The organism is Streptomyces sp. NPDC049577, assembly GCF_040675635.1.
Lineage (GTDB): Bacteria > Actinomycetota > Actinomycetes > Streptomycetales > Streptomycetaceae > Streptomyces.
Window position 1 is genome coordinate 1 of the sequence record NZ_JBFAPH010000095.1, and the last position, 19,369, is coordinate 19,369.

The following is a 19,369-nucleotide window of genomic DNA, read 5'->3' on the forward strand; positions in this document are numbered from 1 at the left end:
TGTCCCCCAGCCTGGGGGTCCGCAAGAACCGGCGGGCGACGGCCTGAGGCCCCCCCCGAGCGAGGGGCGCCCTCACGCGAGAACCCGGGCGCCGCCGAGGGGCGGCGCCGGGGTTCTCGCGTGTGCGCGGGGCGGGCTCAGCCGTTGTACGGCTTGGCCTCCAGCACCCGGACCATGGCCTTGCGGCCGTTCGGCAGCTCGTACTCGGCGTCCTCGCCGACCTTCTTGCCGTTGACGCCCGAGCCCAGCGGGGACTGGGGGGAGTACGTCTCGATGTTCGCGGAGGCGTACTCGCGGGAGGCCAGCAGGAAGGTCACGGTGTCGGTCTCGTCGCCGTCGAAGGCGATGGTGACGACCATGCCGGGGGCGACCACACCGGTGTCCGCCGGGGCCTCGCCGACCTTGGCGTTCTCCAGGAGCTGCGTGAGCTGCCGGACGCGGAGCTCCTGCTTGCCCTGCTCCTCCTTCGCCGCGTGGTACCCGCCGTTCTCCCGCAGGTCCCCTTCCTCGCGGGCCGCTTCGATCTTCTTGGCGATCTCGATGCGAGCGGGACCAGACAGGTACTCCAGCTCGGCCTTGAGCTGGTCGTACGCCTCCTGAGTCAGCCAGGTGACGTTGTCGCTGGTCTGGGTCACAGGTGCTCCTCGTCGGTACTGGGGGTAGCCGGGTTGCTGCTTGCTTGCTTACTGCTGGTGTACTGCGCGAAACGAATGAACGCCCTACTCAGAAGGGTGCGCCTTCATCGGTGGGCGAAACCACGAGCCTAACAATTACGTCCGGAAAGGGGGAAGAAGTCACGGCCGTCAATCCGCACCGGGATGACTCAGCCCTGGTCAGCCGCCATGTGACGCGGTGCGACAGCCCTCCAGCTGGGTGGCCGTGGCGCGCTGTGTCGTACGGACCGTGACCAGCTCCGTGAAGTGGTCCTCGCGGCGGTCCAGGGTCACGTCCTTGCGGGCCACCTCGCCGCCGTCCGCACCGAGCGAGCGCAGGGTGCACACGCCGGTGGCGTCCTTCTCCTTGCGGATCTCCAGCACCACCTGGACGGTGTCGTCGGAGACCGTCTTCGAGCGGACCAGCTCTCCGCTGACGTCCGTCTTCGTGACGTAATGCACTCCCGCCCAGCCGACGAAGCCGAGCAGGGCGGCCCCCAGTACCGCGCCGGTGATCTTCAGCTTGCGGTCAGCGCGCTCGTCCGCCGAGCGGCCGTAACGGCCTTCGGGCAGGGCCTCACGCTGCGCGGCCATGATCGTTCCTCCTGGGGGCTGTTCGGGGGACGAGGAATGTTTCGACCCCCTCTTCGGTCACTATAGGAGGCGTCTGACATGACCAGTGACTGAGGATCGAGCCTTGACTGAGCAGCTGCGGATGATGGCCGTTCACGCCCACCCCGACGACGAGTCGAGCAAGGGCGCGGCCACGATGGCCAAGTACGTGTCCGAGGGGGTGGACGTGCTGGTCGTCACCTGCACGGGTGGTGAGCGCGGTTCCATCCTCAACCCCAAGCTCCAGGGGGACCCCTATATCGAGGAGCACATCCACGAGGTCCGGGCCAAGGAGATGGACGAGGCCCGCGACATCCTGGGCGTCAAGCAGGAGTGGCTGGGCTTCGTGGACTCCGGGCTGCCCGAGGGCGACCCGCTGCCGCCGCTGCCCGAGGGCTGCTTCGCGCTCCAGGACGTGGACGAGGCGGCGGGCCGGCTGGTCAAGCTGATCCGCGAGTTCCGCCCGCACGTGATCACCACGTACGACGAGAACGGCGGCTACCCGCACCCCGACCACATCATGACCCACAAGATCTCCATGGTCGCCTTCGAGGCGGCCGGCGACCCGGAGCGCTACCCCGAGGCGGGCGAGCCCTGGCAGCCGCAGAAGCTCTACTACAACCAGGGCTTCAACCGCCCCCGCACCCAGGCCCTGCACGACGCGCTCCTGGAGCGCGGCATGGAGTCGCCCTACGGCGAGTGGCTGGAGCGCTGGCACACGATGGGCCGCGAGCGCACCCTGACCACGTACGTGCCCTGCGGCGACTTCTTCGAGATCCGCGACAAGGCGCTGATCGCCCACGCCACGCAGATCGACCCGGACGGCGGCTGGTTCCGCGTCCCGCTCGACCTCCAGCGCGAGGTCTGGCCGACCGAGGAGTACGAGCTGGCGAAGTCGCTCGTCGACACTTCCCTCCCCGAGGACGACCTCTTCGCGGGCATCCGCAACAATTGAGCCCATGATGAGCGACCTCGTTCCGCTGGCGGCGGACCTCGACCAGAACAAGGTCACCCCCGGCGTCCTGGGCTTCATCGTCTTCGCGCTGATCGGCGGGGCGGTGTGGCTGCTGATGAAGTCCATGAACAAGCACATGAAGCGGGTCGACTTCGACGAGGGGCCCGAGCCGGCCGCGTCCGGCGAAACGGGCAAGCCGGCGGCCTAGCCGGCGGCCGGGCAGGGTCGGGCGGGGCCGGGAAGCGGCCCCTGCCCGGCCCGCCCCTGCCGTGGGCCCGGTCAGCTGCCGTACTCGCGCAGCAGCGCGATCATCTGCCGGATCTTGTGGACGGTGCCTTCGGGCAAGGGGTCCGGGTTGAAGTGCATGAGGTCGTTACGGGCCTTCCGCAGTTCGTCGACGCGTGCGACGAAGACCTTCCGGTCCAGGGGCCAGCCAAGGGTGTCCCATGCCTCCTTCCTTTCGAGGAGGCGCTGGTAGTCGCCCATCGAGAGATCGTCGAACGACGTGATCCTCCGTTTGCCGTCGACGGCGCAGACGTCCGCGACGTAGTCCAGTTCGAAGGCGCCGGCGAGGATGCGGCGGAGTCGCTGGTCGAACTCGCCGATCAGGAAGAAGGGCGTGGCCATCTCCCCGTACGCCGTGGCCACGTCGTGTGCGGTGACGATCCCGGCGACGGCGCGGTTCTGGTCGGTGACCAGGACGAAACCGACGCCGGCCAGCAGGGGGAGCACGTCGGTCAGGTGGTGGTCGTAGGGCACGTCGTGCGCCCGGACGATCGCCTTGGAGAAGGGCGCCCCGGGGTCGGCGTGCCGGGCCCGGGTGATCGACTCCCAGGTCACGGCGCCTCGCAGGTTGTGTTTCCCGGCCAGTACGGGAAGCTGCGAGTAGTCGTTGATCGCCATCCGGGTGATGGCTTCCTCGAAGGTGGCCGTCGGTGAGACGGCGACCACGCCGGCGAGGGCGGAGGGAAGGTTGCCCACGGTCAGGCCGGCGGCGGGATCGTCGTCGTCATCGTCGTCGTGGACGACGGCGGGGACCGGGGCCGGGACCGCCTTCCCCGCCTCCTGGCCGCCGTCGTCGGTGGTGTCCGCCGGGGCACTGATCAGCCGGACCTCGGCGTCGAGACCCACCGCGTCGAAGTCGGGCGAGGTGAACAGACTGTGGTTGATCAGGTCGGTGGCGATCTCCCAGCTGATGCGGTAACCCCGCCGGGCGGCGCCCCACCGGCCGAGCAGTTCCCGGACCGTCAGGGTCACCGGACTCCCCTGCTGTGCCTGTCGCCAGGCCGACTTGAGCCACTCGTGGCGGGCGGCGGGGGAGAGCACGGAGTCCTCCTCGGACTCCTCGGACTCCTCGGTCGTCACGGTGTCGAGGAGCTGCTGGCGCAGGCTGTCGAGCATCGTGCCGTCGGGCAGTGCCCAGGCGTGCCACCCGTCGAAGGAGCCGCGCCCCACGGCCACGGCGGCGGCCCTGGACGGGGACTGGAACCTCTGCCCGTCCGCCAGCTCCATGAGGTGGTCGTCCGTGACACGGGCGGTGTGCGTCTCCCCGACGCGCGGCCGTGCGAAGGTCAGCCGGGTGCCCGGCAGGAGCAGACCGGCCTGTACGAGGTCGGATATGCCGACGCGTCGCCCGGCCAGCAGATACGAGTTCCTCCGTTCCGGCTCGGCGGGGCCGGTGTTGCCGGAGGCGAGGTCGGTCATCTCTGTGTTCCCCCTGGGTGATCCGAGGCGGCCGTGCCGCGGTGACGACCCGATGTTCACAGGGCCGGCGCGGTGGCGCAGGGCATTCGCGACGGGTGGGCGGGAAATACCCCGCCGCGTGCGCGAGGATGGCCCCATGGCCAACCGCCTCGCGCACGAGACATCCCCGTACCTCCTTCAGCACGCCGGGAACCCGGTCGACTGGTGGCCCTGGTCGCCGGAAGCCTTCGAGGAGGCGCGGCGGCGCGATGTGCCCGTTCTGCTGTCGGTCGGTTACTCCAGCTGTCACTGGTGTCACGTCATGGCCCACGAGTCCTTCGAGGACGGGGCGACCGCGGAGTACCTCAACGCGCACTTCGTGCCGGTCAAGGTCGACCGCGAGGAGCGGCCGGACGTCGACGCCGTCTACATGGAGGCCGTGCAGGCCGCCACCGGGCAGGGCGGCTGGCCCATGACCGTCTTCCTGACGCCCGCCGCCGAGCCGTTCTACTTCGGCACCTACTTCCCGCCCGCGCCCCGGCACGGCATGCCCTCCTTCCGGCAGGTGCTGGAAGGGGTCCGGGCCGCCTGGGCGGACCGGCGCGAGGAGGTCGGGGAGGTCGCGCGGCGGATCGTGCGCGATCTGTCCGAGCGCAGCCTGGCCGCGGCCGGGGATGCCGGGCCGCCCGGGCCCGAGGAGCAGATGGCCGCGCTCCTGGCGCTCACCCGTGAGTTCGACGCCGTGCGCGGCGGCTTCGGCGGGGCGCCGAAGTTCCCGCCGTCCATGGTGCTCGAGTTCCTGCTGCGCCACCACGCCCGTACCGAGTCGGCCGCCGCGCTGGAGATGGCGCAGGCCACCTGTGAGGCGATGGCCCGGGGCGGGATCTACGACCAGCTCGGCGGCGGTTTCGCCCGCTACTCCGTCGATGCGGAATGGGTGGTTCCGCATTTCGAGAAGATGCTCTACGACAACGCGCTCCTGTGCCGGGCCTACGCCCGGCTGTGGCGGGCCACGGGCGCCGAGTCGGCCCGGCGGGTGGCGCTGGAGACCGCGGACTTCCTCATCCGCGAGATGCGCACCGAGCAGGGCGGCTTCGCCTCCGCCCTGGACGCCGACAGCGACGACGGCAGCGGCCGGCACGTGGAGGGCGCGTACTACGTCTGGACGCCGCGGCAGCTGCGCGAGGTCCTGGGCGAGGCGGACGCCGAGCTGGCCGCCGCGCACTTCGGGGTGACCGAGGAGGGCACGTTCGAGGCGGGCGCCTCCGTGCTGCGGCTGCCGGACACCGACGGACTGGCCGACGCCGGGCGGATCGCCTCCATCCGGGCCCGGCTCCTCGCGGCCCGGGAGCAGCGGCCGCGCCCCGGCCGCGACGACAAGGTGGTGGCGGCCTGGAACGGCCTGGCCATCGCCGCGCTCGCCGAGACCGGCGCCTACTTCGACCGCCCCGATCTGATCGACGCCGCGCGGGACGCCGCCGACCTGCTCGTCCGCGTGCACATGGACTGGCACGCGCGGCTCTTCCGCACCTCCCTCGACGGCACCGCCGGCGCCCACGCGGGCGTCCTGGAGGACTACGCCGACGTCGCCGAGGGCTTCCTGGCCCTGGCCGCCGTCACCGGCGAGAGCGTGTGGGTCGACTTCGCGGGACTGCTGCTGGACACCGTCCTGACCCGCTTCACCGGCGAGGACGGCACGCTCCACGACACCGCCGACGACGCCGAGCCCCTCATCCGCCGCCCGCAGGACCCCACCGACAACGCCGCCCCCTCCGGCTGGACGGCCGCCGCCGGCGCGCTGCTGACGTACTCCGCCTACACCGGCAGCACCGCGCACCGCGAGGCGGCCGAGCGGGCGCTGGGCGTGGTCCGCTCGCTCGGGCCGCGCGCGCCGCGCTTCATCGGCTGGGGGCTGGCCGTGGCCGAGGCCCTGCTCGACGGGCCGCGCGAGGTCGCGGTCGTCGGTCCGTACGACGACCCGGCCACCCGCGCGCTGCACCGCGCCGCCCTGCTGGCCACCGCCCCCGGCGCGGCCGTGGCGGTCGGCGAGCCCGGCGCGGAGGAGGAGATCCCGCTGCTGGCGGGGCGCACCCTGCACGGCGGCCGCCCGGCGGCGTACGTGTGCCGGAACTTCACCTGCGACCGTCCCACGGACGACCCGAAGGAGCTCACCGAGCGGCTCGGTGGCTGACCGGACCGGGAGACGGCCGCCGCGCGGGCGTTCCGCGGGCCTTCCGCCGGCATTCCGCGCGCGGCGGAAAGCACTTGATCTTCGTGTGCGGTCACGTATGGGATCGGTGACGAGCGTTAAGCACGTACCGCCTGACGAGGAGCACGCGCATGAGCCACGCCGCCGTACCCGCCACGCACCGTGAGGTGCGCCTGGTCGCCCGCCCCCGGGGGCCGCTGACCGGGGAGGAGTTCGAGGTCGTCGAGGTGCCCGTCCCCGAGCCCGGGTCCGGGCAGCTGCTCGTGCGCAACCGCACGGTGTCCGTCGCCGCGGCGATGCGGTCGCTGATGGACGAGAAGAGCGGCATCCCCGTGCCGTCGTACGAGCTGGGCAAGCCGGTGTGGGGCGCGGCGGTGGGCGAGGTGGTCGCGGCTCCCGGCACCCGCTTCGCGCCCGGGGACCTGGTCTCGACCGTCACCGGCTGGCGCGAGTACGCGGTCGTGGACGAGGCCGCCGCCACCCGGCTCACCCCCGGCGTCCTGCCCGACCCGGCCGCGTACCTCTCCCAGGGGCCGACCGCCTACATGGGCATCGTGCGCGGCGCCGAAGTGCGCCCCGGCGACACGGTCTTCGTCACCGGCGCGGCGGGCGGGGTGGGGTCGCTGGCCGGGCAGATCGCGCGGCTGCGCGGGGCCGTGCGGCTGATCGGCAGCACCGGCTCGCCGCGCAAGGCCGAGGTGCTCACCCGGGAGCTGGGCTACGACGCGGTGGTCCTGCGGGGTGCCGGGCCGGTCGAGGAGCAGCTGCGGGCGGCGGCGCCGGACGGCATCGACGCCGTCCTCGACAACGTGGGCGGCGAGCAGCTGGAGGCCGCGCTGCGGCTGGCCAACCGCCGGGCCCGGGTGGCGCTGGTCGGGGCGCTCTCCGACCAGCTGGGAACGAAGGCGCCGGCCTGCTTCGACACGCTGTCGCTGATCTCCCGGGGGATCGTGCTGCGCGGCATGTCCGGGCTCGACCACCACGACCTGCTGCCCGAGTGGCACGACTTCTTCGGGCGGGGCCTGCGCGACGGCAGCCTGACCTTTCCGCACACCAGGCTGACGGGCCTCGACCGGGCACCGGGCGCGCTGGCCGAACTGATCGAGGGCCGGCACGTGGGGGCCCTCCTGGTGGACCTTCCGTAGGGCCCGGACACCCCTAGAGGACGAGCCCCCGGCCCAGTACGTGCAGCCCGCGTTCCATCAGGGCCAGGGGGTCGTCGGTCTGGCCGCGGTCGACCCAGTACATCATCGTCTCCTGCATCGCCCCGAGGATCGCGGCGGTGGCCACCCGCATCTCCAGGTCGGCGGCCGGGCGCCCGGCGCGCTCGGCCAGGACCCGGCAGAGCGGCTCGGCGGACTGGGCCATCCCCTCCGCGGAGCGGCCGCGCAGCGCCGGCACCTCCCGCACGAGCCGCATGCGCTGCCGGAACTCGTCGAGGTCCGTGTCGAGGATCTGCCGCATGGCCGTCAGGAGGCCCTGCCGGATGGCCTCCACCGGCGGCTCGTCCGCCGGGCGGGCCAGGATCGCGGCCGCCACCAGCGGGTCGTACTCGTCGGTGAGGACGATGTCCTCCTTGGTGGGGAAGTAGCGGAAGACCGTGCTGGGGGAGACGTCGGCCGCCTCGGCGATCCGGTCGACGGGGGTCGCGTCGTACCCGTGTTCCGCGAAGAGGCGGTAGGCGGCCCGGCGGATCGCCTGACGGGTCTGGATCTTCTTCCGCTCCCGCAGTCCGAGCCGGGGTCCGGGCTCGGGCTCGGCGGCGGGGGAGGTCTGTGCTGCGGCCATGCCCGTCATTCTCGGGCATGGCCCCCGCCGGCCATGATCGGCGAACCCTTGATGACACATTGACTGCCTCTTGCGTGTGCGGCGGTGGGGGCCGGGCAGGGGAGCGGTCAGTGAGATCGAAGGGGGAGAACATGCGGGAATCCGTCGCGAACGCCCTCACCGTGCCGGTCGCCGCGCTGTGCGTCGGCGGCTACGTCCTCGCGGGCGAACTGGCGGTGCTGGCCGTGGCCGTGGCCTGGATCGGGGTCATGACATGGCACGTGGCCGCGGCCTCTCGGCCACGGCCACGACGGGCGGTTCCGGGCCACGCGGGCCGGGCGGCGTTACGCGTGGGAGTAGGCGACCAGCGAGATGCCCACGTAGTGCGTGACGAACGCGGCCAGCGTGAGCGAGTGGAACACCTCGTGGAAGCCGAACCAGCGCGGTGACGGATTCGGGCGCTTGATCCCGTAGATCACACCGCCGGCGCTGTAGAGCAGGCCGCCGACGATGACCAGCACCAGGACGGCGATGCCGCCCTTGCGCAGGAAGTCGGGGAGGAAGAACACGGCCGCCCAGCCCATGGCGATGTAGCAGGGTGTGTAGAGCCAGCGCGGCGCGCCGACCCAGAAGACACGGAACGCTATGCCGGCCGCCGCGGCCACCCATACGGCCCACAGCAGCGCCTGGCCGCGTCCGCCGGGGATCAGCAGCATCGTGAGCGGGGTGTAGGTGCCCGCGATGATCAGGAAGATGTTGGCGTGGTCGAGCCGGCGCAGCACGGCCGCGACGCGCGGTGACCAGTCGCCGCGGTGGTAGAGCGCGCTGATGCCGAAGAGCAGGCAGGCGGTCAGGACGTAGACGGCACAGGCGATCCGGCCGCGGGTGCTGTCGGCCAGGGCCGTCAGGAACACGCCCGAGATCAGTACGGCGGGGAACATCCCGGCGTGCAGCCAGCCGCGCAGCCGTGGCTTCGGCGCCGACGGCGCGGCTACGGGCGCGGCGGCACCCAGGGGGGCGTGCGGTTCGGCGGCTGGGGCGCCGGTGGCTGCGGGCGGCGCGATACGCGCTGCGTCGGGCGCGGAAGTCATGGCCGAATGCTACCTACGGGTGCGTAGGTTACGGACCGGTATCACGTGGTGATGGTCACCTGGGTGCCCCCTGGACAGAAGCCGGGCAGAGTCGGATGATCAAATGAGTGCGGGCGGCACCGGATGAGCGGTCACGAAGCGTCTGGGTCGCAGCCCCCAAGGGGCAGACAAGTGCAGAACGGATAATCCGGGGTAAAACCGGATCCGTACCACCCTCAACAATCTGACGCCGGGCGCGGGCCCCGGCGGGACGGAGCGATCGTGGCGCGCACCAGTGCGGCTCCCACCACCCCCACCAACCACCAGGAGCTGATCTCCTGGGTCGATGACATCGCCGCCCTCACCCAGCCGGACCAGGTGGTCTGGTGCGACGGATCCGAGGCCGAGTACGAGCGCCTGTGCGAGGAGCTCGTCGCCAAGGGCACGTTCAGGAAGCTCGACCCGGTGAAGCGCCCCAACTCGTACTACGCCGCCTCCGACCCCCGGGACGTGGCGCGCGTCGAGGACCGCACCTTCATCTGCTCCGAGAAGGAGGAGGACGCCGGCCCGACCAACCACTGGAAGGCCCCCGCCGAGATGCGGGAGGTCTTCCGGGGCAAGGACGGCAAGGGTGGCATCTTCCGCGGCTCCATGCGCGGCCGCACGATGTACGTGGTGCCGTTCTGCATGGGTCCGCTCGGCTCCGAGCTGTCCGCCATCGGCGTCGAGATCACCGACTCCGCCTACGTCGCCGTCTCGATGCGCACCATGACCCGCATGGGCCAGGCCGTCCTCGACGAGCTCGGCACCGACGGGTTCTTCGTCAAGGCCGTCCACACCCTCGGCGCCCCGCTCGCCGAGGGCGAGGCCGACGTCCCGTGGCCCTGCAACACCACCAAGTACATCTCGCACTTCCCCGAGGACCGCGAGATCTGGTCCTACGGCTCGGGCTACGGCGGCAACGCCCTGCTCGGCAAGAAGTGCTACGCCCTGCGCATCGCCTCGGTGATGGCCCGTGACGAGGGCTGGCTGGCCGAGCACATGCTCGTCCTGAAGCTGACCCCGCCCACCGGCGAGCCCAAGTACGTCGCCGCCGCCTTCCCCTCCGCGTGCGGCAAGACCAACCTCGCCATGCTGGAGCCCACGATCTCCGGCTGGACCGTGGAGACCATCGGCGACGACATCGCCTGGATGCGCTTCGGCGAGGACGGCCGCCTCTACGCGATCAACCCCGAGGCCGGCTTCTTCGGCGTCGCCCCCGGCACCGGCGAGCACACCAACGCCAACGCCATGAAGACCCTCTGGGGCAACTCGGTCTTCACCAACGTCGCGCTCACCGACTCGGGCGACGTCTGGTGGGAGGGCATGACCGAGGAGACGCCCGCCCACCTCATCGACTGGCGCGGCAACGACTGGACGCCGGACAGCGAGACCCCGGCGGCCCACCCCAACGCCCGCTTCACCGTGCCCGCCTCGCAGTGCCCGATCATCGCGCCCGAGTGGGAGGACCCCAAGGGCGTCCCGATCTCCGCGATCCTCTTCGGCGGCCGCCGCGCCACGGCCGTCCCGCTGGTGACCGAGTCCTTCGACTGGCAGCACGGCGTCTTCCTCGGCGCCAACGTCGCCTCCGAGAAGACCGCCGCCGCCGAGGGCAAGGTCGGCGAGCTGCGCCGCGACCCCTTCGCCATGCTGCCGTTCTGCGGCTACAACATGGGCGACTACATGGGCCACTGGATCAAGGTCGGCCAGGGCCGCGACCAGGACAAGCTCCCGAAGATCTACTACGTGAACTGGTTCCGCAAGGACGCGGACGGCCGCTTCGTCTGGCCGGGCTTCGGCGAGAACAGCCGCGTGCTGAAGTGGATCGTCGAGCGCCTGGAGGGCACGGCGGAGGGCGTCGAGACCCCCATCGGCATCCTTCCGACGAAGGACTCCCTCGACCGCGACGGCCTCGACATCGCGGAGGCCGACCTCGACCTGCTCCTCACCGTCGACCGCGAGGTCTGGCGCGAGGAGGCGGCGCTGGTGCCGCAGCACCTGGAGACCTTCGGCGAGCACACGCCGAAGGAGCTGTGGGACGAGTACCGGGCGCTGGTCGAGCGCCTGGGCTGATCTTCCGGGGGCTTCGCCCCCGGACCCCCGGACCCCTGGACGGGCTGGATTTTCCGGCCCGTCCGGTGTCTTCAGACCTCCAGCTCCGCCGCGTGCGCGTGCATGCGTTCCGACGCCAGCGCCGCGCCCGCCGTGTCGCCGCGCTGGGTCGCGACGACGAGTGCCTGGCCGGCCAGGGTGTGGGCCCGCTGGTGGAGGGCGGCCGGCGTGCCCGCGCTCGCCGTCGGTTCGGCCCGCAGCGGCGTATGTCCGGTCAGCCGCTCGATCTCCGTGACAAGTCGCCGCCCCGCGGCGTCGAGCTCCGCCGCCGGTGTCAGCGCACGCAGTTCGTCCGTCACCGTGAGCAGCGCGGTCAGGTGCCCGGCGAGCCGGGTGTCCAGCTCCTCCTGGCGGGAGCGGTGGGGCCCGTGTGCGTGGACCGACTTGGTGCGTATCGGCTCGTACATGGATGGCCTCCCGAGAAAACCTCTGAAGGCCATCCTAACTTAGACCTTGTCTAAACTTGGCTGTAGCCGTCCAGGAAGTTTCCGATCCGGGTCACCGCGTCCGCCAGATCCTTCGCGTTCGGCAGCGTGACCAGGCGGAAGTGGTCGGGCTCGGGCCAGTTGAAGCCCGTGCCGTGCACGACCATGATCTTCTCGGCGCGGAGCAGGTCCAGCACCATCTGCCGGTCGTCCTTGATCTTGTAGACCTTCGGGTCGAGCCGGGGGAAGGCATACAGCGCGCCCTTCGGCTTCACGCAGGTCACGCCGGGGATCTGCGTCAGCAGCTCGTACGCGACGTCCCGCTGCTCCAGCAGCCGGCCGCCCGGCAGTACCAGGTCGTTGATCGACTGCCGGCCGCCGAGCGCGGTGGCGACCGCGTGCTGGGCGGGCATGTTGGCGCACAGGCGCATGTTGGCGAGGATCGTCAGACCCTCGATGTAGCTCTCGGCGTGCGCCTTGGGGCCGCAGACCGCCATCCAGCCGCTGCGGTAGCCGGCCACCCGGTAGGACTTGGAGAGACCGTTGAAGGTCAGGGTCAGCAGGTCGGGGGCGAGGGCGGCGGTCGGGGTGTGGGTCACGCCGTCGTAGAGGATCTTGTCGTAGATCTCGTCGGAGCAGACGATCAGGTTGTGGCGGCGGGCGATCTCGGTGAGGGCGCGCACCATCTCGTCGTCGTACACCGCACCCGTGGGGTTGTTGGGGTTGATGATGACGAGGGCCTTGGTGCGGTCGGTGATCTTGCGCTCGATGTCGGCCAGGTCGGGCATCCAGTCCGACTGCTCGTCGCAGCGGTAGTGCACGGCCGTGCCGCCCGCCAGCGAGACCGACGCGGTCCACAGCGGGTAGTCGGGGGCCGGGACGAGCACCTCGTCGCCGTCGTCGAGCAGCGCCTGCATCGACATCTGGATCAGCTCGGAGACGCCGTTGCCGAGATAGACGTCCTCGACGGACAGCTCCACGCCCTTGGTCTCGTAGTGCTGCACCACCGCGCGCCGCGCGGCGAGCAGGCCCTTGGCGTCGCCGTAGCCGTGCGCGTCGCCGACGTTGCGCAGCATGTCCTCGAGGATCTCCGGCGGGCACTCGAAGCCGAAGATCGCGGGGTTGCCTGTGTTCAGCTTGAGGATGCGGTGACCTGCCGCCTCCAGCCGCATGGCCTCCTCGAGCACCGGGCCACGGATTTCGTAGCAGACGTTGGCGAGCTTCGTTGACTGGATCACCTGCATGACGGCCACCCTAAGGTCGCCCCCGCATGCCCGCGCGTGGATTTCCGTCACAGGAGCGAAACAAGAATCCGGCCGTCCGCGCCCTGCTCAGCCCACCGGGGTCCGGCGCACCGACCGGCCCGCCAGGACGTCCGTCCGGCGTCCGTCTTCCATTACGAAGCGCCCGCCAATCAGGACATAAGGAATGCCGGTCGGGAGCCGGTGCGGGGCTTCGAAAGTGGCTGCGTCGGCGACGGTCGCCGGGTCGAACAGCACAAGATCGGCCAGGTATCCCTCGCGCACCAGACCCCGGTCCGGCAGCCTCAGCCGGGCCGCCGGACGGGACGTGAGATGCGCCACGCACTCCTCCAGCGACAACACGCCGAGGTCGCGCACATACCGTCCGAGGTAGCGCGGGAACGTTCCGTAGGCGCGCGGATGCGGCTTCGCGCCGTGCAGCAGTCCATCGCTCCCGGCCGTGTGCACCCGGTGCCGCATGATCGCGCGGACGTTGTCCTCGTGCCCCACGTGCAGGATCAGCGACGGTCCCAGCCGGTCCTCGATCAGCAGCCGCCGGGCCGTCGCCCACGGCTCCTCGCCGCGCTCCCGCGCCGAGCGCGCGATCGTCCGCCCGACGTACCCGGCGAGCCCGGGGCGCGCGACGCCGGAGATCTCGACGGCTGCCCAGTCGACCGGTACGCCGTGACAGCCGTCCGAGCCCTCCACCTCCAGCGCCCGCCGGATCCGCTCGGCCGTCGCCTCGTCCCGCAGCCGCGCCAGCAGCGCCTCCGGCCCGCCCGCGGCGGCCCAGCCGGGCAGCAGGGCGGCCAGCGTGGTGGAGCCGGGGGTGTACGGATAGGTGTCCAGGGAGAGGTCCGCGCCGTCGGCGAGCGCGTCGTCCAGCAGCCCCAGCAGCTCGGGCGCCCGGCCCTCGTTGAGCCGGAAGTTCATCGTGGCGTGCGCCAGGTGCAGCGCGCACCCGGCGCGCCGCGCGATCGCGATCACCTCCGCGTACGCGGCCAGGGCGCCCGCGCCGTACGAGCGGTGGTGCGGGCACCAGTAGCCGCCGTAGCCGGCCACGACCCGGCACAACCCGGTCAGTTCGGCGGCGTCGGCGTACATCCCCGGCGCGTACGTCAGCCCCGAGGACATGCCCACCGCGCCCTGCGCGAGGCCCTCGGCCACCAGCCGCCGCATCTCCCGCAGTTGGTCCGCCGTCGCCGGACGGTCCTCCCAGCCGACGGCCAGCATCCGCACGGTCCCCTGCGGCACGAGGTAGGCCGCGTTCACCGCGACGCCCCGGTCCAGCCGGTCGAGGTACGCGCCGACGGACCGCCAGGAGAAGTCGATGTCCTGCCCGTCGCCGTTCCACCCGGTGATCTGCGCCCGTACGGCGTCCAGCGTGCGGTCGTCGACGGGCGCGTACGACAGCCCGTCCTGGCCGACGACCTCGAGCGTCACGCCCTGGGCGGCCTTCGCCTCGTGCGCCGGGTCGGCGAGGAGGGCGAGGTCGCTGTGCGAGTGCATGTCGATGAAGCCGGGCGCGAGGGCGAGGCCGTGCGCCTCCACGATGCGGCGGGCGCGCAGGCGCGCCCCCGGCGCACGCCGGATCTCCGCGATCCGGTCGCCCACGAGGCCGACGTCGGCGCGGTAGGAGGGGCCGGCGGTGCCGTCGATCACCCGGACGTCACGGAGAACGGTGTCCACGGCCCCTCCTCGGTCCCGCCGGTCCCGCCGGTCCTAGAAGAACGTGCGCACGTATTCCGTGACCGTCCCGTCCGCGTCCGCGACCGGGATCAGCTGCCACTTGTCGAACGTCGTGCAGGGGTGCGACAGGCCGAGCCCCACCCAGTCGCCGACCTCCAGCTCCGTGCCGTCCGCGAGTTCGACGAAAGCGTGCTGGTCGGCCAGCCCCGTCACCCGCATCCCGTCGGCCGGGCGCGGCTCGCCGCCGCGCATCGGCCGTACGACCTGCGGCTCGGGCAGCCCGAGGTCGTACGGCACGTCCCGCTTGCCCGCGTTGAGGTAGGCGCGCCCCGGCTCGGGGCGCGAGACGACCTGCGCCCACAGCCGGAAGGCGGGCCGCAGCTCGCCCTCGTCCGGGTGGCGGTTGAAGGGCGTCTTGCGGCGGTACTGGCCGTCGTCGTGGGTCAGGTACGCGCCCGAACGCAGCAGCTTCAGCACCGGCCCGGAGAGCGCCGGGACCTCCGCGAAGACCTCGGCGACCGCGTCGAACCACGAGCTGCCGCCCGCGCTGACCACGATCTCCTCGACCCCGGCGAAGCGGCCCGCCTTGTCGAAGGCCACGGCCAGCCCGGTGAGCCGGCGCAGCCAGGCCCGTACGAGCTCGCCGTCCGCGCCGGGGATCTCCGCCTCATAGCCCGCGACGCCGACCAGGCGAAGCGTCGGCGTGCCGGCGACGGCGTCGGCGACGCGCTCGGCCTCCGCCTCGGTGCGCACACCCGTGCGCCCGCCCTCGGCGCCGAGCTCCACGACCACGTCCAGCGGGCGCGTCGCCCCCGCCGCGCGCAGGGCGGCGTCCATCAGCTCGACGCCGCGCACGGAGTCGACGTAAAGGATCAGCCGGAAGTCCGGGTCGGCGGCCGTCTCGGCCGCCAGCCAGCGCAGGGCGGGGGCGTCGACGACCTCGTTGGCGAGGAAGACGTGCCGGATGCCGAACGCGCGGTAGACGCGGACCTGCGCGGGGGTCGCGGCGGTGATGCCCCACGCGCCGTGGTCGAGCTGGCGCCGGAAGAGCTGCGGCGCCATGGAGGTCTTGCCGTGCGGGGCGAAGGCCAGGCCGTGCCCGGCGGAATAGCGCTCCATCACGGCGAGGTTGTGGTCCAGGGCTTCCCGGGACAGGGCGAGGACGGGCGTGCTGAACCCGCCCGTGAACAGCGACCGCCGCTCGGCGGCCAGCGCGCCGACGGTCGTCCCCTCCGCGTCCGGCGGCAGACCGCGGAAGCGGTGGTCCACCACCTCGTCCGCGAGGCGGGCGAGGGCGGCGTGGGCGTCGGCGTTCATGCGACCTCCAGAAAAACGGCGTGCTCGCGGCTGTCTAACACCGGGCCGCTCGCCGGGTCAACGGGCGCTCACAGCGCGAGCTTGAACCCGTCGTGGCTGCGGGCGAAGCCGAGCGAGCCGTAGAAGCGGTGCGCTTCGGTGCGGCGTTTGTTGCTGGTCAGCTGCACGAGCGTGCAGCCGCGGGCGCGTGCGCGCTCGATGGCCCGGCCGAGCAGCTCCCGCCCGAGCCCGCCCCCGCGCCGGTCGGCGCGCACCCGCACGGCCTCGATCAGGGCCCGCTCCTGGCCGTGCCGGCCGAGGCCGGGGATATAGGTCAGCTGGAGGCATCCGAGGACAGTGCCGTCCTCGTCCACCATGACAACCATCTCGTTGCGGTCGTCCGCGTCGATGTCCGCGAAGGCCCGGACGTAGGCCTCGTCGACCTCGACGGTCCGTGGGTCCACCACGGAGTCCTCGTCGGCGAGGAGCGCGACGATCGCGGGCAGGTCCTGGGGGGTGGCAATACGGAAGATCACGCCCGCACCCTCTCAGACGCCCTGCGTGCGGGCCGGCCGGGGGGGCTCGGCCCACAGCGGGGGCGGGGTCCGCCCCCGCGCCCCGCCTTTTTCGGCCGGCCGCCGCCGCGGGAGTGGTTGCCCCGTCAGCTGCTCGCGCAGTACTGCTGCGCCTTGCCGATCGCCCGGTACGGGCAGTCCGCCGCCTCCAGCAATTGGAGGACCGCCTCGCGGTTGCGGGCCGTTTCGCGGTCGATGACCTCGTCCGGCGGGTAGAAGCCGCCGCCCGCGCCGCTCTCGTCCGGATACATCTCGAACGTGTAGGCGAAGACCTTCTGTGTGCCCCACAGCCAGTCGTCGATCGACCCGTCCGTGATGTAGAGGTCGCTGGACTGCTCGGGCGTGTAGCCGTTGCTGGCGGCCATCGAGCGGCCGATGGCCGCGAACGTGTCGCGGTCGTCCTGGGTCATGCCCGGTGCCGTGTCGCTGTACGTCCAGCCGAAGGGCCACAGGACGAGCTGGCTGTAGGTGTGGAAGTCGATGGCGGCCTTGATCTGCTGCTTCCCGCCGACGACCCGGCTGCGGACGAAGTCCGCGACGACCTTGACCTCGGGGGCCGACTCCGGCGCCGAGCCGCGGTACGTCTCGGAGCTCGCGCTGCCGGAGGAGCCGCCGCAGCAGCCCCACTTGTAGTTCCAGTTGCGGTTCAGGTCCGTGCCCCGGCTGTTGGAGCCCGCGTTGGGCTGGCGGTTCTTGCGCCAGCTGCGGTAGGTGCCGGTGGCGATGTCGTACTCGCCCCCGTCGGGGTTGAGGTCGGGGACGACCCAGATCACCCGGCTGTCGAGGATCTTGGTGATGCGCGGGTCGCTGCCGTACTTCGAGCCGAACTCCTTGAGCAGGTACAGCGCCATCTCGACGGTCAGGTGCTCGCGGGCGTGCTGGTGGTGTGTGAAGAGCACCTCCGGCTTGGCGGCCCGCGTCTGCGCGGGGCCCGTGATCCTGACGGCGATGATGTCCCGGCCCTCGTAGGACTTGCCGATGACCTGCTTGCTCATGAGGGACGGATGCGCGGCGACGTCCGCGTCGATCTCGTCCATCGCCTCCTTGTAGTTGTGGTACTTCGAGTCCTCCGACGGGAAGTCGTTCGGTCTCGCGTCGCGCCCGCCGTTGCGGTCCGGCGGGCCGGGCAGTTCGCTGACGCGGTAGCCGAGGCCCCGGATGCGCCGCGCCTGTGCCGCGTCGCCGGTGACGACGACCGAGCCGCTGCGGACGGCGTCGATGGAGACACCGGTCGCGGCGACGACCGTGCGCTGGGCGGCCGTCCGCGGGCCGGTGACCTCGTACGCGTGCGTACGGGTGTCCGACTCGTCGCGGGAGGAGGCCGCAGGGGCGGCCATGGCGACGGCGAGGACGGTGGCGACGGCGGCGGTCGTCCATCGTCCGGTGGGGCGGGGGAGCGGTCGCATCACGGGCTCTCCTCGGTGGGGGGCTGGATTCCCCAGCGTTGACGTGATGACATGGACCCGTCAATCACTCGTGCCCAGGCGAAACAAGCCAACTTCCCTTACTCTCGCGACCGGTTGATTGCGCGTGTCACCACCAGAACCAACAATGCACATGCCAAAAACTCTCGATGCACTTCGGCCCAGAGAGGAACCACCCCCCATGAGAAGACCTCTCCTCGGTGCGCTCACCACGCTGCTCGTCGCGGGAGCGACGGTCGCGGGCGCCGGCACGGCCTCTGCCCGGACGGCGGACGCCCGAACGACGGACGGCCGTTCGGCGGACACCCGGACGGCGCAGGTGAAGACCAAGGCGGTCGACTTCGCGGGCATCGTCGCGCTGTCCAACTGCTCGGGCTCGCTGGTGCGCATGCCGAGCTCGGCCGACAGCGATCCCGCTCTGGTCATGACCAACGGCCACTGCCTGGAGACCGGCATGCCGGGCCCCGGCGAGGTCATCACCGACCAGCCGTCCAGCCGCTCCTTCACCCTGCTCAACTCCAACGCGGGCCGGGTCACCACGCTGCGCGCCACGAAGGTCTCGTACGCCACGATGACCGACACCGACGTCACGCTGTACCAGCTGGGCACAACGTACGCGCAGATCAAGCAGCGCTACGGCATCAACGCGCTGACGCTCTCCGCGGACCACCCGGCCGCCGGTACGGCCATCAAGGTGGTCTCCGGCTACTGGAAGCGGATCTACTCCTGCAACATCGACGGGTTCGTCTACCGCCTCCGCGAGGGTGACTGGACCTGGAAGGACTCGCTGCGCTACACGCCGTCCTGCAACACCATAGGCGGCACCTCCGGTTCGCCGGTCGTCGACGTGAACTCGGGCAAGGTCGTCGCGATCAACAACACCGGCAACGAGAACGGCGAGCGCTGCACGGTCGACAACCCGTGCGAGGTCGACGAGAACGGCCAGGTGACGGTGCGCCAGGGCATCAACTACGCCGAGGAGACGTACGGCATCGTGAAGTGCTTCGGCACCGGCAACCGCCTCGACCTGAGCCTGCCGGGCTGCGAGCTGCCCAGGCCGTGACCGGGGTGGTGCCGGGCGGGCCGGAGGGCCGGCCCGCCCGGCACCGGAGGGAGGCGCTACGGCAGGGCGTGCACGTGCGGGCCGACCCCGTTCGACCAGGCGTTGCCCGCCGCGGCGTCCCAGTTCGTCGACCAGGTCATGGCCCCCCGGATGCCGGGGTACGTGCGCGGCGGCCTGAAGGAGCCGCAGTTGGTGCCGGAGGCCAGGCAGTCCAGTGCGTTGTCGACGACCGCCGGCGCGACGTAACCGCTGCCCGCGCCGCGGGTGGAGGCGGGGAGGCCGAGGCCCACCTGGGAGGGGGCGAGGCCGCCTTCGAGCTGGATGCAGGCCAGGGCCGTGAGGAAGTCGACCGTGCCCTGGGCGTAGACCTTGCCGTCGCAGCCGTTCATGGAACCGCTGTTGTAGAACTGCGTGTTGACGACGGTCAGGATGTCCTTGACGTTGAGCGCCGTGCGGAAGTAACCGGCGGACGTCGACTGCATGTCGATCGTCTGCGGCGCCATGGTGAGCACCAGCCGGGGGCCCGCCTTGGCCGACAGGGCGCGCAGGGCCTGGG

17 protein-coding genes and 1 pseudogene are annotated in these 19,369 nt (G+C 71.7%); 6 read left to right on the forward strand and 12 right to left on the reverse strand.

All coding sequences use genetic code 11. The annotated features are described in order from the left end of the window. Nucleotides 1–137: 137 nt before the first annotated feature. Nucleotides 138–635 (reverse strand): transcription elongation factor GreA, encoded by a 498-nt coding sequence (greA, locus tag AB0K09_RS13485; RefSeq protein ID WP_366065498.1) that lies wholly within the window; start codon nt 633–635, stop codon nt 138–140. Between the two features lie 198 nt (nt 636–833). Continuing rightward, the gene (locus AB0K09_RS13490) at nt 834–1,247 is read right to left on the reverse strand and encodes a DUF4307 domain-containing protein (RefSeq protein WP_366065499.1); all 414 of its coding nucleotides are present in this window, start codon (nt 1,245–1,247) and stop codon (nt 834–836) included. A 103-nt stretch (nt 1,248–1,350) separates the two neighbouring features. Here AB0K09_RS13490 and mca point away from each other — a divergent pair, with 103 nt between their 5' ends. Together mca and AB0K09_RS13500 are read left to right on the forward strand one after the other, a co-directional pair. Continuing rightward, entirely contained in the window at nt 1,351–2,220 is an 870-nt protein-coding gene (gene mca, locus AB0K09_RS13495) for a mycothiol conjugate amidase Mca (protein ID WP_366065500.1), read from the forward strand. 7 nt (nt 2,221–2,227) lie between these two features. After that, nucleotides 2,228–2,428, forward strand: coding sequence for a hypothetical protein (locus tag AB0K09_RS13500; RefSeq protein WP_366065514.1), 201 nt, complete (start codon nt 2,228–2,230; stop codon nt 2,426–2,428). A 71-nt stretch (nt 2,429–2,499) separates the two neighbouring features. Here the strand turns inward: AB0K09_RS13500 and AB0K09_RS13505 are convergent, their stop codons facing one another. Further along, on the reverse strand, nt 2,500–3,924 hold the full coding sequence (locus AB0K09_RS13505) for a CBS domain-containing protein (RefSeq protein WP_366065501.1): 1,425 nt from the start codon (nt 3,922–3,924) through the stop codon (nt 2,500–2,502). Nucleotides 3,925–4,060: 136 nt separating this feature from the next. Between AB0K09_RS13505 and AB0K09_RS13510 the strand changes: the two genes are divergently transcribed. Together AB0K09_RS13510 and AB0K09_RS13515 are read left to right on the forward strand one after the other, a co-directional pair. Then, the gene (locus AB0K09_RS13510) at nt 4,061–6,094 is read left to right on the forward strand and encodes a thioredoxin domain-containing protein (protein WP_366065502.1); all 2,034 of its coding nucleotides are present in this window, start codon (nt 4,061–4,063) and stop codon (nt 6,092–6,094) included. 149 nt (nt 6,095–6,243) lie between these two features. Further along, entirely contained in the window at nt 6,244–7,257 is a 1,014-nt protein-coding gene (locus tag AB0K09_RS13515; RefSeq protein ID WP_366065503.1) for an NADP-dependent oxidoreductase, read from the forward strand. A 13-nt stretch (nt 7,258–7,270) separates the two neighbouring features. Here AB0K09_RS13515 and AB0K09_RS13520 read toward each other — a convergent pair whose 3' ends face one another. Together AB0K09_RS13520 and AB0K09_RS13525 are read right to left on the reverse strand one after the other, a co-directional pair. After that, nucleotides 7,271–7,909 (reverse strand): TetR family transcriptional regulator, encoded by a 639-nt coding sequence (locus tag AB0K09_RS13520; RefSeq protein ID WP_366065504.1) that lies wholly within the window; start codon nt 7,907–7,909, stop codon nt 7,271–7,273. 314 nt (nt 7,910–8,223) lie between these two features. Next, nucleotides 8,224–8,970, reverse strand: a complete 747-nt coding sequence (locus tag AB0K09_RS13525; RefSeq protein WP_366065505.1) for a hemolysin III family protein — start codon at nt 8,968–8,970, stop codon at nt 8,224–8,226. A 261-nt stretch (nt 8,971–9,231) separates the two neighbouring features. On the opposite strand from AB0K09_RS13525, the gene AB0K09_RS13530 reads away from it, so the two are divergent. After that, complete coding sequence (locus AB0K09_RS13530; RefSeq protein WP_366065506.1) at nt 9,232–11,061, forward strand: phosphoenolpyruvate carboxykinase (GTP); 1,830 nt, start codon at nt 9,232–9,234, stop codon at nt 11,059–11,061. A 71-nt stretch (nt 11,062–11,132) separates the two neighbouring features. On the opposite strand, the gene AB0K09_RS13535 is transcribed toward AB0K09_RS13530, so the two are convergent. The 6 genes from AB0K09_RS13535 to AB0K09_RS13560 all read right to left on the reverse strand — a co-directional run bounded on the left by AB0K09_RS13535 (nt 11,133) and on the right by AB0K09_RS13560 (nt 17,732). Continuing rightward, entirely contained in the window at nt 11,133–11,507 is a 375-nt protein-coding gene (locus tag AB0K09_RS13535; protein WP_366065507.1) for a hypothetical protein, read from the reverse strand. A 50-nt stretch (nt 11,508–11,557) separates the two neighbouring features. Beyond that, the gene (locus AB0K09_RS13540; protein WP_366065508.1) at nt 11,558–12,769 is read right to left on the reverse strand and encodes a pyridoxal phosphate-dependent aminotransferase; all 1,212 of its coding nucleotides are present in this window, start codon (nt 12,767–12,769) and stop codon (nt 11,558–11,560) included. An 87-nt stretch (nt 12,770–12,856) separates the two neighbouring features. Beyond that, nucleotides 12,857–14,455, reverse strand: a complete 1,599-nt coding sequence (locus AB0K09_RS13545) for a D-aminoacylase (RefSeq protein ID WP_366065509.1) — start codon at nt 14,453–14,455, stop codon at nt 12,857–12,859. A gap of 33 nt (nt 14,456–14,488) precedes the next feature. Next, nucleotides 14,489–15,772, reverse strand: a complete 1,284-nt coding sequence (locus AB0K09_RS13550) for an amino acid deaminase (RefSeq protein WP_366065510.1) — start codon at nt 15,770–15,772, stop codon at nt 14,489–14,491. 68 nt (nt 15,773–15,840) lie between these two features. Beyond that, the gene (locus AB0K09_RS13555) at nt 15,841–16,287 is read right to left on the reverse strand and encodes a GNAT family N-acetyltransferase (RefSeq protein ID WP_366065511.1); all 447 of its coding nucleotides are present in this window, start codon (nt 16,285–16,287) and stop codon (nt 15,841–15,843) included. 125 nt (nt 16,288–16,412) lie between these two features. After that, the gene (locus tag AB0K09_RS13560) at nt 16,413–17,732 is read right to left on the reverse strand and encodes a M14 family metallopeptidase (protein WP_366065512.1); all 1,320 of its coding nucleotides are present in this window, start codon (nt 17,730–17,732) and stop codon (nt 16,413–16,415) included. Between the two features lie 199 nt (nt 17,733–17,931). Between AB0K09_RS13560 and AB0K09_RS13565 the strand changes: the two genes are divergently transcribed. Continuing rightward, entirely contained in the window at nt 17,932–18,813 is an 882-nt protein-coding gene (locus AB0K09_RS13565; RefSeq protein ID WP_366065513.1) for a serine protease, read from the forward strand. A 56-nt stretch (nt 18,814–18,869) separates the two neighbouring features. Here AB0K09_RS13565 and AB0K09_RS13570 read toward each other — a convergent pair. After that, a pseudogene (locus tag AB0K09_RS13570) lies at nt 18,870–19,369 on the reverse strand (chitinase); the annotation flags it as partial.

Coding starts and splice junctions, on each gene's coding strand:
- AB0K09_RS13490 (WP_366065499.1), bottom strand. CDS start 1,247: ATGGCCGCGCAGCGTGAGGCCCTGCCCGAAGGCCGTTACGGCCGCTCG.
- AB0K09_RS13500 (WP_366065514.1), top strand. CDS start 2,228: ATGAGCGACCTCGTTCCGCTGGCGGCGGACCTCGACCAGAACAAGGTC.
- AB0K09_RS13505 (WP_366065501.1), bottom strand. CDS start 3,924: ATGACCGACCTCGCCTCCGGCAACACCGGCCCCGCCGAGCCGGAACGG.
- AB0K09_RS13510 (WP_366065502.1), top strand. CDS start 4,061: ATGGCCAACCGCCTCGCGCACGAGACATCCCCGTACCTCCTTCAGCAC.
- AB0K09_RS13515 (WP_366065503.1), top strand. CDS start 6,244: ATGAGCCACGCCGCCGTACCCGCCACGCACCGTGAGGTGCGCCTGGTC.
- AB0K09_RS13520 (WP_366065504.1), bottom strand. CDS start 7,909: ATGACGGGCATGGCCGCAGCACAGACCTCCCCCGCCGCCGAGCCCGAG.
- AB0K09_RS13525 (WP_366065505.1), bottom strand. CDS start 8,970: ATGACTTCCGCGCCCGACGCAGCGCGTATCGCGCCGCCCGCAGCCACC.
- AB0K09_RS13535 (WP_366065507.1), bottom strand. CDS start 11,507: ATGTACGAGCCGATACGCACCAAGTCGGTCCACGCACACGGGCCCCAC.
- AB0K09_RS13540 (WP_366065508.1), bottom strand. CDS start 12,769: ATGCAGGTGATCCAGTCAACGAAGCTCGCCAACGTCTGCTACGAAATC.
- AB0K09_RS13550 (WP_366065510.1), bottom strand. CDS start 15,772: ATGAACGCCGACGCCCACGCCGCCCTCGCCCGCCTCGCGGACGAGGTG.
- AB0K09_RS13560 (WP_366065512.1), bottom strand. CDS start 17,732: ATGCGACCGCTCCCCCGCCCCACCGGACGATGGACGACCGCCGCCGTC.
- AB0K09_RS13565 (WP_366065513.1), top strand. CDS start 17,932: ATGAGAAGACCTCTCCTCGGTGCGCTCACCACGCTGCTCGTCGCGGGA.